A 13097-nucleotide genomic window follows, 5' to 3' on the forward strand; every position below is an offset into this window, starting at 1 on the left:
ATATTCTATTTCCTCGTAAGCTTGAGTTGTAGATGTTTTTTTTAAATATTCATAATCACTCTTACCGGAAAGAAACTCTTTTTTTAAATTAATTGCTTCATTCATTGAAAAGCAAATATTATCGGCAGAAAATGCGTTTGAAGATAATGAAATTAAACACAAAAAAATATTTTCAAAAATTCCCACCTTAAATTTATCGAGTTTTACCATCATCTGGTGATATTGGTGTTGAACCAATTAATTTTCTCAGCTCATTTATATTTTTATATTGAGGCACTAAATCACCACCAGATTTCATCACCTCTTCATACGTTTTGCCCCTAACGTGACCTTGAATGGATGAGGAGGTTTCGCTCATTAGTTTTCCCAGAAACCGCATGAGCAATGTTCTCAACGCAATAAGCCTCTACAGTACAGAAAGCCAGGGTAATGGCTTGGGCTGTAACGGGCGTAATGATGGGGCCGGGTATGGTGTTTATATTTACGGGCATTGGAGGATTTGATTATTAAATGTCATAGGTCAAATTAAACTGAGGCGTAAATTAATAGCGCATTTAACCTAACTAACAATTATTTTAATAAATAAAATACACAGAATTTTTTTAAAAACAATTACTATATCAGTCTGAAAAGTGAAATTTTTTGGTCAGTAAATAAGCATTCTGTGGCGAGTACCTATGGCAATTTAAGTTTTTTTGCTGCATCTTGTAAAACGAAATGCGGTAAAACAACACTACTATTACCAAAGTGACATTTTATATCATTTACTTTCATGGTGAAAATACCAAAATCGACGATTTTATTCCATTTGCCATTATTATCTTTTATCAATATAACATCATTAACATCTATTGCATTACCCGTCCCATTAATAACTCCTGAATTTTTATCTAGGCTAGTACCACAGAAATATGCGATTGAAGATGTTTTACACAATCTGGTAACGACGAACTGCTGATCCTTATCCTCTCGGATAGCATCAAGTATGCTTTTTCTTTCAGGAATTCCTTTATCAACAGGTAAACATATATCATTGGTTTTTTTTATCTCAGACAATAAGCTTTCTAACTCTCCGGATAGATGACATGTTACCTTAGTGTTTTTCGATGAAAAAGAATTAAAATTAGCAATTTCCTTCCAATTATCATCATCACTCCGCTTCAACAGCATGTCATATACTGTGACAAAATTATTCATTTCAAAATGATCACCGTTATCATATTGCGGAACACCACAGAAATACGCATAATCTTTAAAATATAGAGCTTTATGCACTGAGAAGTTCACATTGTTTAAATTTTCATAATTACTTCTAACGGCATTTATAAGTGAGTTGTGAGTAACATCTTTATCATTCGTCGCCAAAGACTTTCCACTCATAGAAATATAAATTATTATAAAAAAAAGATTATGTACCTTGATCATGACTCACTCCCATTACTTGGGTTGTTAATATCTAAAAAGGAATTCATCCTGTAAGCACACCCGTTTTAGCTCCACACAAATTTTGAGTTTTCGTCTTCTCAGCCATCAGCCGGTATTCTTCCGGCGTCAGGTTATTCAGGGATTCATGGGGCCGCTCACTTTTGTATTCCTTCAGCCAGCATTCCGTTATTTCCCGTGCTTCATTCAGTGTTCTGAACAGATAAAAAACCATTATTTCTGTCCGGTCCGGTCCGGTCCGGTCCGTTCGGTTAAACCGTTCGATAAATGCATTTTGCGTCGGTTTGCCTGGCTTGATAAATTCCAGCATTATGCCATGGGCCTCAGCCCATTGTGCCTGAGCCAGCGATATCAGTTCCGGCCCGTTATCCATTCACATCTTCAGCGGATATCCTCGGTTTGCCACTATTCTGTCCAGCACCCTCACAACGCGCTGCGCCGGGATATTTAGGTCAATTTAGATGGCCAGAGCCTCGCGGTTAAAATCATCCACGAGGTTGAAGGTCCGAAAACATTGGCCACATGTCAGGGCGTCGTGCATAAAATCAATCGGCCAGCTTTGGTTGAGTACTTCCGGCGTTGCCAGCGGAGCCGGATTGCGCACCGTCAGGCGTTGTTTACCCTCACGACAAAAATTCAGTTTTAGTAGACAGTAAATCCGGTGTACACGTTTGTGGTTCCACACGTGCCACAGCATGCTAAGTACCTGAAAAAGCATCTTAAATCCTTAGCGGGGATAGCGTTCAGCTGCCTTAGTCAGCCTCTGGATCACCGGTTCATCATGTCGCGTATCAGGTTGATAACGAATCACCGTCCTGCGCAACGATAACATCCTGCATGCCTGGCGTATGCTCATCGTAAACTGCGTGGTCAGATAGCTGACGAGCTCACGCTTTATCGTTGGTTTTAAAGCTTTTTTTTCGATGACGTCTTTCAACGCCCGGCATTCCAAACTCAGATCGGCAAACATCTGCTTCAGACGACGATTCTCGTCCTCAAGATCTTTGATTTTTTTCATATCAGCGGCTTCCATCCCGCCATATATTGCTTTCCAGTTGTAGTAGTTGGCTTCGGAAATAGTGGCTTCGCGACAGACATCTTTGACGATCCTGCCAGCCTCGACTGATTTCAGGACGGCGATGATCTGGTGCTCAGTGAATCGGATCTTGCGCATAGCGATCTCCTCAGGTGACACAATTAGTATGTCGGAAGATCTCTAAAAGTGAATCTGCAGGTTAAGCGGGATAATTACAATATTCACTTTGCTTTTATAAAAAATCAATATTATTTAATCTGATTCATTAGGTGGTTTCGTGTTATTAAAGTTTAGCTTAAGTATGTTATATCACTATCGATATGAAATATTAATGTGTATAAATATTGTCAATATGCTTATTGGGGGAATTTATTATATGACCATCTTTTTGGTTTTTGGCATTTTTCAGATATGCTATCTAATTCCCCCAGCATTTTTTTATCGATATCTTTAGCCTCTCCAGTCTGTGTATTTACAATATAACCTCCACCTGTATCTAAAAATGCATTAACATTATCAGATAGGAAAATCGCACCAAAAATACCGTGGCTTACCAAGTTGGTTGCTATTGTTTTTTTTGTTTTTAGATCGAATATCACATACTCATTGTCAGCTGGGCTACCGTCAACAAATTTTACAGGATACCCCCACAAAACCATTTTTTCTCCTGAGCAATTAACCTCATAGCCATTTATGGAAATATTAAATATATATATATTGCTCGATTTGTAATCTGTAATGTTCAATTTGTTATTTGCTAAGCTCGTTATCTCTAGTTTTTGTTGGGATGAATAGCATTCATTAATTAAAAAGATGAATGAGAATAAGGCAATGGTTAGTGTCGATTTCCTTTTCATTATAACCTCAAATTTTAATGTTATCACCTAAAATACTAAATATTCTTAGCGTATGTTTCCACCTATCACTATCTTGAGTATATCCGCCATTGATTGCATGTGTGACTACTCTAGAATGTTCAAAGGTCATATTTCGCTCAACAATTACTTTGTTTATAGAGCGATATCCTGCTGAGGCAGACCCACCGTTCCAGTACCAACCACTTGCATCAATTGAACTATACGGGTCCACAGATAGTAATTGAGGGTTATTAATAATCGGTGCGCGTTCTGATGTAGTATTATTTTAAAATATTAATTTAACTAATATTTTCATCATGCAAATTAGGAGTTTTTTTCAGTTAAGGCTATCTTGGTCAATAGGGATTATTTTTTATCAAGCAACAGTTCTCCTCCTAACTCCTTCAGTGATGCCTTGCCACTAAACAATATTTGACATTTTGACTTTATATCCTCATCACTATTTTTTGAAGATCTGAAAATAACTCTACCTTTATTTATTATATCCCACACACCTGGAAATGAATCAATTGAGCACCCTAAGCTTTCAGGGTAAACATATCTCCCATCTAATGATATTCGCCCGCTATATTCATTTTCTAGATTAAATCCATTTTCAGAATATGATGATTCGCTGAAAAAACCATCAGCTGAAATGATATTTTTCTTCGTATTAAAGTTCGACACTAAAGCTGTGTATGTTCTGCTTTGAACGTCTTCTAATATCATGAGGAGATATATTTTTTTATCAAAATTCATATCAACAACTACACCAAGTGGTATAGAGAAGGGAACAGGTACTTTGTGTAAAAGTACTTTATTATTTTGACAATTAACAAGTTCATTAACGTACAAATAAGAATCCGTGTTGGCCAAAACAATAGCTTTCCCATCAGTTGTCCGCGATATAACTCCTGCACCTTGTGAAAATTTACTCTCCCAATTTTCAATCAGACAAGTGTGTTTTTTATCATTATTAGTGATGTGCATTACATCGTGATTAATTTTGTCGAGAAAAAAATTATTTTTGTCAACTTTCACTTGATTGTAATATAGCGACGCATGAGATATCACCGGCGTTAAAATAATCATAAAAATCATTTTTTTAGCAAATATCATTCAAAGATCCCTTTGCATTATTTGTCATGGTTATTCTTCTTTGCAGACCATTATCGCCACCATTAATCGCTTGGGTGACTGCGGCTATAGCATTGTCATTCATAGTATTTTCAGCTTCATCAAGATCAATACTTCTAATGGTTCGCCCTCTAAAACAAATAATATAAAAAGATCCAGAGTCAATACAATTGTATGGAGACTCTGTTATTTTTTGTGGTTCTTCTATATTTGCTGGTCGCAATCTCATTGCTTCAGCATTTTTTTCGCGATATTGCGGATCATCCCACCAATGGTTATCGAAAGAGTCCTTTTGTAACCAGCCTCTATAGACCCAGTAGTCAGCATATTTGTCGCGCCCAGTCAACATTTTAAAGCCGCGTCCACGGAACTTCTGAGCATCAATATTTCCGCAGTTCCCATTACTCCAGCTGTATGAAGCTGCAATGAGCCCACCATTTCGGTTATATTTACTACCAGAAAAGTAATTATCTATTTCGTCAGGTTGCGAACCATACCAATGCCCTAAAACACTTTCGCGTTCTGCAGATTTTGTTACTATGCCACCACCGACCTGCCTACCATTCACAACACTTTGTGTTTGACTAACTTCTTGCATAGCTGTTAATGAACTAGATTCAACTGCACCTTGCCCTAAAAAATGACTTTGCCTATTAGGTGTAAGAATATTGTATTTTCTCATCACTAGGTTTAGTGCCACGTAATACTCATCTACCGCTATTTCTCTGTATTGAATTGTTGCTGCATTTCTTGATGTATTCAGTTCTGAGGTCATTATTTTTTTTAAATTTGCCGAGTCCAGCCACCCACATTTCCTAAAATGTGCTATAAACGAAATAGGGTGAAAGTGCCATACTCGTCCTGTAGGTAATCCACTGATATCAAAACATAATGCTTTGGCGTGTTCGATAAGCGCATTCCAGTCGGCTTCTGCCATTGCAGTATCATTTGCAGCTTGTTCAAAAGAAGATGCATCTTGTGCATTTAACACGCTCATATCAGGATTTATATTATCGAATGCATACCCTGAAGCATTATTCCAATTGGTATCTATCTGACGGTTTGCTTTTTGATTCTCAAGGCTTTCATTCACCACGGTTGTTTTCAGCCACAACAGACGTTTTTCTACTGTTGCGGCATCCCATTCCAATGGGAAATGGCAAATTAAGCCCCGCATATCGTCACCAAAACGGCATAGCACCTGCTCTGAATTGCATTGGCTGTTTTCATCTTTATCGTCATCAACTAGTTGCCAGCCGACCCAGTGCGGGAAATCACCATCACTAAACTTTTTTACTGCAGGAAGGGCGAGGTTTACGACTCCTTTGCCACCCGGATAACTGATGGTTCGCCACAATGGGGCGTCGGCAGGGACCAATGCTTCATAGTCGGTGTTGATGACCCGCCCAAACCTTAACAGCTCATAACCTGCACTTTGGCTTTGCGGGTATAACTTCTTAGCCTGCGCATACAAGTTGTATTCGTAATCTGCACCATCGGCGTTTACCAGTTTCTCACCTACTTCGCTGTATTTTCCATTAGAGAACACGCCTTTCTTACGCGTGAGCATGGTGCACTTACCCTTGTCAAAGCTCATGCTGACAAAGAGAGGTTCGGAACTGATATAGACTTCAGCTTCAGTGGCTGTGGTTGCGTTGTTGGTCGGCGCGTGGCTGTAAAATTTGGTGCCTGTTGGCAGATAAAAATGCATATCACCATAAATCGCATCTGTTCGACCATTTTTCGTCAAATCCAGTTCCGGCTTCGTGCGGCCCACTAATTTTGCCAAATTAGCATCATCACAAAATATCTGGAAATGGACTGCATTACGCCCATCAACCTGGCCGACTGTGCCCAGCGGATCTTTTCGATAAACTTTCTCACCTGTTTTTACCGCGACATTAATAGAAGCCAAATGCATATAGAGTGAGAAATAAACGACTTTGGCATTTTCACCTGAACCGATCTCAGTTTCATGTTTCAACAAAACGTAGCCGCAATCCGTAGCGCCATTGTAGTTATAAGGCGGAATGCCTTTTTTATCACCGACTGGCTGGCGGAGAGAGTGCACAATGCCCTCTGCGATAGCTCGGATCTTTTCTGCCGTACCGCCGCTGTCAGTATGAGGAATATGTATACCTCCGTGCCACGAGCGATGGCTATTTATGGGAAAACCGCGCTCAGGATCTACAGGCATCATTCTGGAGGCCCAGGAAGCATCGACTTCTGAGTCGGACTTATCTTTTAAAAATAAAGGGCTGATAATCATATTTTTAACGTCCTGTTAAGAGAATAACCAACGTTTAATGGGGTCTTCAGATTTAGCGGCTAAGGCTGGAAATTCAGTGGGGAGATTGGCTTTATCTAACCGCCCATAATGCCCGGCTTTAGTCAGATATTCCCCAGCAGTGCCCGACTCAATACCGTTTTCATCGATTCTGATATAACTGCCGCCGGCGTTAAGCGTGATCTTCTTCTTCGCGGTGATTTTAATTTCATCTTCGGTGCTGGTGATGGTGATCGCCTTGCGGGCCAGCAATTCCATCAGGTCGTTTTGAGCCTGAACCGTGATAGGCCCCTGATTGGCGATAAGCTTCATGCCCAGCTTTCTGACGAAGATACTTAGCGTGTTGCCGACGCCAATAAAGAAGTTCTTTGCGATGCTGACGTCAGCATTTTTACCGGCCGTGGCAATCAGATTATCGCTGGCACTCATTTGCAGATGTTCACCGCTACTCAGTGCGATCCCTTTCGGTGCACTCAGTAACAGGACGGCTTGCTTCAGTTCGGTGAGGTTTTGCTGCAACAAACTGATTTGGGCCTGCAGATCAGAGGGATTTGCCGTGGCAGTTTGCGCGTCAGTGGAAATACTTTGCATTTGCTCCTGCGCAGTTTTCAGCAGGCTGATAGCCGGTTGCATCTCCAGCACTTTCTCTTGAGCCTTCGACTGACCATCAGCACTGATGAAAATCCCTTTCTGTGCACGTATTGCCCCAAAACTGTCGGTGCGCAGCTCAAACCCTTCACCGCGCTGCTGTTTGCCGCTGTCCACCAGATGGCCGAGGTTCAGCTGGCTTTTGCCGCCGTATTCGGTGCTGAGCTTGATGTGCTCTTTGCCGCGCTCGTCGTCCAGGCGCAACTTGTTGTTCGACGGGGTACGCAGGACGTTGCGTTTGTAGTTCTGGATGGTGACGTGGTCGCCGTGCGCGGAGTCGTGCAGCGCGTGGGCGATGTACGGGCGGTCAGGATTACCGTCTTCAAAGGCAATGGCCACTTCGGTGCCGGCCAGCAGCGGCATATGCATGCCGTAGGTATCCCCGGCGTACGGGCGCGCCTGACGGACCCACAGGCTTTCGTACCCCTGTTCCCACGCATCACGGTCAAACATCATGTTGACGCGGTAACGGCCGTCTTTATCGATATGGCCGTAGGTATCGCTGGCGGTGGTGCTGGTGACGCGGGCGGGCAGGGTGCCGGCCATGATCGGTTTAGGCGCCGGCTCCGGGCGGAAGCCGTAGTCTTCGGAATACGCAATGGCGTCGAATTTCACCTCAAAGCTTTTATCACGCCTCGCCGCGCTTTCGATGCTGACGATGACCACGCCTTGCACAAACTGCGACGGGGCGTCGCTGCCGGTAACATTCAGTTCCTGACCCGGCACCAGGGTGGCTGCGTTGGCGACGCCGGAGAAACGCGCCTGATTATTCAGGTAACGCTCGTGGCGCAGGCGGGCGTAGAACGCGCCGCTTTCCGGTTCCGGGTCGCGGCCACCGCCGCCGGGGGTCAGGTAGTTATCGGCGTAGTGATAGGCTTCGCCGTAGGTGGTGGTGTCTCCACGGGTGACGTCGGCGCTGCCGCTTAACTCCGCGGTGGCGGTGCGGTAGTTGTAATCGCGGGTGGACACCGTTTTCTCCACCACCTGATAATGGCTGGCCAGGTCCCAGGCGGATTCGACGCCGACATCGTGCATGCCGGAAGGGGGCACGGCGGCCAGGGTCAGGGGTGGCAAATAATGCTGCTGGTCATCGTAAAACTCGACGACGTCAATGCTGAGTTTCGGGTCGGCAGTAAAGCGGAACCAGATACCGACTTCGGCCAGCAGACGGGAGATGAAGGTCAGGTCGTCCTCGCCGTACTGCATGACCTGCTCGCGCCGCGAGTACTCTTTACTCAGCGTGAAGACAAAATCCTGACCGCGCATAGCGTGGCGTTCGCGCAGGATTTTTTCGACAATCTGCGGCACGGACATGTCCTGATAAATGCCGTTCTGATGGCTGCGTGAAAGCAGGGCCAGGCGCGGCTGCAGGCGGACTTCGTAATGACTTTCATCCTTCGAGGTGGAAAGGCGCTTAAAGGCGGTGATGACGCCCTGTATCACGCGCTGCGGCTGTTGCACGGAAACGCCAAAGGCTTCAGCCACCGGCGCCTGCAGGGTCAGGGAGGCGTCCTGCAGCAGCATGGTTTTCGGGTCAATATTTTTGTCGGTGCTGGTGAACTCAATGTCGTAACGGAACGGCTGGCTGAGTGCTTCAAGGCTGTTAAAACTCAGAACGTCGGGCTGTGCGCTGCTGCCGCGGACAGCTAATTTATGATGGCTGTGGTCGAAAAATGGCAGTGAATTCGTCATGTACAAATGTCCTTATTAGCATTGTCAGCCACACCATATGAAATTTCTTGCGACTTAGATGAGGTTGAAAACTTTATAGCCTGTCTTAGAGGGTAATTTATCTATATGACCCGAGCGTTCACCATCAGATTTATTGCTATTGCAGATGATGTATTTTTTATCTTTGACAGCGTTACTTTCTTTGTTTTTTACGACAACTAAGATGTTATCTTTACCGAACCATATTGATTCGGATTTGTCTCTTTCTGCAAAGTAGAAACCTTCAGTATCACTTTACCTTTATCGCTACTGTCCCAACCGTTGACCAAACTTGTGTCTGCTAGAGTTTTGTATTCTTCAAAGAAGATAGCTTTTTATATGTTGATTTTGATAAACTTAATTTTGCTGTCAGACGTCTTTTGTTGTACGCATACCTTCATGATTTTTTAAATTTATCTTTTCAGAAAAAATTGGAGAAATAAAAATAAAAAAGTCGGGATAAGTATTTTCTTTAACATCTAAAGCAGCTCACCGTTAGGTCTTCTTTGCATTAATATGCGCATCATAAAAATCAAAATACTCTACCCAACTGGCTGGTGCTGAATTTTCAATTAAATATTTATCTTTTTGATCTTTATTCATAGAATTCCAAAATGGCAACCACATCCAATCCCACCAAAATGAGAGATTGCCTTGCATACTCCCTAATCCATCAGGATCAATTTCTGGAAATGAAACCCATGGAGCTGGGGGGCTTATATTTAAATTCCATATTTCTTTGATGGTTTTTTCGGAATTTGTTACTAATCGCAAAACTTCAGCAGAAAAATCATTATAAAAATTGAAAGTAACGGCTTCTTGACTTGAAGATATTACAATATCTTTAGCATCCTTAAGTTCGATGTTAGAATTGAAGTTTTTATTGATTACATCTATTACTTTCTGGGTGTGATTAATATCAGTACAAAAGAACAGCCTATACGCGTATATATTATCATTAACTAATGTAGACAAATTAGGGTATTTATCTATTTCCAAAATATGTTGGAAATTTTCTTTAGGAAAGATTGAGGTAAGATCATCAGGTTTATCTTCTGAAATTAAATTGAGTATTTTTTTATAAAAATTAATTTTCATCTATTTGGTCCGCCACCCAGTCAGCCCCATAGTATCCGGCTACACCACTAATGATTCCCCCCTATAGCATCTGTAATTATGGCGCCAGGTCCTGTTTCAATTCCACATGCTGCACCTATATATTCTGTGCATCGGTGCTATGATCTTCATGACTTAGTCCGGTTGATGTTTTGTGATTTTTGGCGATTGATCAGAAGGCTCAAACTGGATTGAGTTCCCTTCAGTGATTTAATATTAAGCGCAGTTATTTAGTTGTCGTCAAACGAAACACTACTTAATAATTTTAATGCATCTTGAGAAGAGATGAATTCGCCATTATTTTTAATACTCTCACCAGACCCACAAAGTGCATTATTATTATGTATTAGGCAAAAATAGAACCCTTCACTAATACTACCGTCTTTAATTTTTTTCATTTTATTTATAGCTATGTAGCCGTTAGAATTTTCACTCTCAACTCTTATTAGTTCCAATTGATTTTTTTTGCCATTTCCTATGTAATTTCTATCTGGTGAGGATTTCCATTCTTTATTTTTATAGTCATATACTATTTTATTTTCTGTGCTGCTTTCGTTTACACCATTGTTGTTGATTTTTTGAGTATCATATCCTTCCTCAAATGCATCTCCAGAATAAAGGCAACTCCATTCTGAAATAGGATATTTTTTTTGGTAATATTCATCATCTGTTAGCTTGGGAAATACATAGTCTTTGAAGTGCATATTGCAAGCATCAAAGCTTGATGATGAAAAAATATCAGCATTGGAATTTGATGATAAGTTTCTAATAACTGAAGGTGATTTATCTTGATGCGATGGTACTGTACCTAAAGCAAATGTACTAAAGCTCAAAAAAATAGTAAGGCATGCTAATTTCATACTAATGCTTCCTATGAGTATACCCTTCTGGAAATGAAATTGTTAAATTTCCAGAAGGGTCCGGAAATTTATCTTCGGTTAATATAGCCAGCGCGACTCCGTAGGCACAGCATCTTGCATCAAATCCATTTAAAGATGAGCTATAAAGGCTGTTTATCCTACCGGGTAAATTAACTGCTGCACTAGCTTTCCAGAAGGAAGGGCTTCGATAATAATACTTCGTTCCATTATTAGTGTTAACTGAAACTCTTTCAAGAGTATTTTCCATATCTGCATATTTTGCCATCTTATTTTTCACCCAATAAAATCCAGCACTGTCTGCAGCTGATATATTAGATGAATTGTTCTCACTGACCACTTCTCTCAACCCGATAATTTCGGAAGGTAGTGTCGGAAAGTGACGGTCTTGTAACGTTGCATTAGACCTTTCAGCTGGGGGTTGTGCAGCTATCGTAGCATATGCATCTACTAGACTGTGTTTTAGAGATGCTTGCACAGATGTCCCGATATATTCAAAGTAGTTAAGGTAGTTCTCTGGATTGGTTAATTGAAGAAATCCACGCCCATACCATGGGGCATACCACAAATTACTCCCACTACCTTCATGAAGCGTACTTAGCCACTGGGTTTCTTGTACCGCATTACCTAAAAAACATGAGATCCTATAAGGCGTATTTATGCAGTATTTTCTCATCATGTTGTTCAAGTTATTGATATGATTGACCAGTACCGAACCTGGTGTTTTCAAGTGACTATTAATTGCTTCCCAAGCATATTTGTCTCTGCTTGTTCTTCTCAACGCGCTACTTGGAACTGTTTGTATCATCTCAGATAAACTCAACCACCCACACTTCCTGAAATGTTCAATAAACCCACGAGGGTCAAAATGCCATACTTTCCCTGACCCCAAGACCCCTGAATCAAAACACAGAGCCTCTGCATGCTGTTTAAACCTACCGTAGTCTTCTTCGCTCATCAGAATTCGATCCTTCGATTCCTGAGATCCCGGGATTTGCCATGTTGCCGTTTTTTCCGATGTGCACTGCTCCCAGGGCAGACCAGTCATCAGCCATTTGTACCTGTTATCAATGGTGCTTTTTTCCCACTCAAACGGAATACAGCAGATAAGTTTACTGCTTTGTGCTGCGTACCTGTCTTCTTTCCTGAGCTTTCTTATTGCCGCTGAGTTGCACTGACTATGCGTATCTTTATCATCATCAATCAGCTGCCATCCCGCCCAATGAGGGAAATCCGCATCGCTGAATTTTTTAACATTTGGTACGGCAAGGTTCACAACACCTTGTCCACCGGGATAATTTACAGTCATCCATAAGGGTGCATCAGCAGGAACCAGGATTTCATGTTCAGTGTTGATAATGCGCCCAAAGCGCAGCAGTTCATACCCGGCACTCGGACTTTGCGGATAGCGTGAGGTGGCTGTTCTAAAAAGGTTGTATTCATAGTCCTCGCCGTCGGCATTTACCAGGGGTGAGCCAATAGGCTCAAATGCACCTTCTGCATTCGCGCATGCCTGTCGCGTAATCATCGTGCATGCCCCTTTACTGAGACTCATGCTTGCGTACAACGGAATCGTACTGGTATGCACTTCATTCAGGTTCGTAGTGGTAGCTATATTTGCCGAAGGTCGCGCCTCATAAAATTTCGTTCCTGCAGGAAGATAAAAATGAACATCGCCGTAGACAACATCTGTCCGGCCACTTTCATTAATATTTAACTCGCAAGTAGCTCTACCGACCAATTTCCTGATATTCGTCTCATCACAAAAAATCTGGAAATGAAATTCATTCTGCCCATCAGTCATTCCCGAAGAGCCCAGAGAGGCTTTACGATAGATTTTAGCGTCAGTTTTAATCTCTGCTTCCAGATATTTAAGGTGCATATACAAAGAGTAAAAAACAACCTTCCCGTCCTCACCGGAACCTATTTCAGTCTCATGTTTCAATTGTCGTAGCCAACTATCTGAAACTCTTACATACTCTATT

The 13097-nt window shown here is 41.9% G+C and carries 9 protein-coding genes and 2 pseudogenes; all 11 read right to left on the minus strand.

Going from position 1 to position 13097, the window contains the following annotated elements; translation table 11 throughout:
* On the minus strand, positions 1-213 hold a 213-nt coding region (locus J1779_RS01245), incomplete at its 3' end, for a hypothetical protein (RefSeq protein ID WP_217202656.1).
* Entirely contained in the window at positions 194-358 is a 165-nt protein-coding gene (locus J1779_RS01250; RefSeq protein ID WP_217202657.1) for a hypothetical protein, read from the minus strand. The genes J1779_RS01250 and J1779_RS01245, both read right to left, overlap by 20 nt.
* A gap of 317 nt (positions 359-675) precedes the next feature.
* Positions 676-1425: a hypothetical protein gene (locus tag J1779_RS01255; protein ID WP_217202658.1), complete on the minus strand. Its 750-nt coding sequence runs from the start codon at positions 1423-1425 to the stop codon at positions 676-678.
* Between the two features lie 65 nt (positions 1426-1490).
* A pseudogene (locus J1779_RS01260) lies at positions 1491-2617 on the minus strand (IS3 family transposase).
* Positions 2618-2835: 218 nt separating this feature from the next.
* Positions 2836-3336 (minus strand): hypothetical protein, encoded by a 501-nt coding sequence (locus J1779_RS01265; RefSeq protein ID WP_217202659.1) that lies wholly within the window; start codon positions 3334-3336, stop codon positions 2836-2838.
* 366 nt (positions 3337-3702) lie between these two features.
* Complete coding sequence (locus J1779_RS01270) at positions 3703-4455, minus strand: hypothetical protein (protein WP_217202660.1); 753 nt, start codon at positions 4453-4455, stop codon at positions 3703-3705.
* Positions 4442-6742, minus strand: a complete 2301-nt coding sequence (locus J1779_RS01275; RefSeq protein ID WP_217202661.1) for a M23 family metallopeptidase — start codon at positions 6740-6742, stop codon at positions 4442-4444. The genes J1779_RS01270 and J1779_RS01275 overlap by 14 nt, the downstream gene beginning before the upstream one ends.
* 15 nt (positions 6743-6757) lie before the next feature.
* Entirely contained in the window at positions 6758-9100 is a 2343-nt protein-coding gene (locus J1779_RS01280; protein ID WP_217202662.1) for a type VI secretion system Vgr family protein, read from the minus strand.
* Positions 9101-9613: 513 nt separating this feature from the next.
* The gene (locus J1779_RS01285) at positions 9614-10216 is read right to left on the minus strand and encodes a hypothetical protein (protein ID WP_217202663.1); all 603 of its coding nucleotides are present in this window, start codon (positions 10214-10216) and stop codon (positions 9614-9616) included.
* A 248-nt stretch (positions 10217-10464) separates the two neighbouring features.
* Positions 10465-11094, minus strand: coding sequence for a hypothetical protein (locus J1779_RS01290; protein WP_217202664.1), 630 nt, complete (start codon positions 11092-11094; stop codon positions 10465-10467).
* 1 nt (position 11095) lies between these two features.
* Positions 11096-13060, minus strand: a pseudogene (locus tag J1779_RS01295) (M23 family metallopeptidase); the annotation flags it as partial.
* Positions 13061-13097: the final 37 nt, after the last annotated feature.

The organism is Rahnella rivi (assembly GCF_019049655.1).
Lineage (GTDB): Bacteria > Pseudomonadota > Gammaproteobacteria > Enterobacterales > Enterobacteriaceae > Rahnella > Rahnella rivi.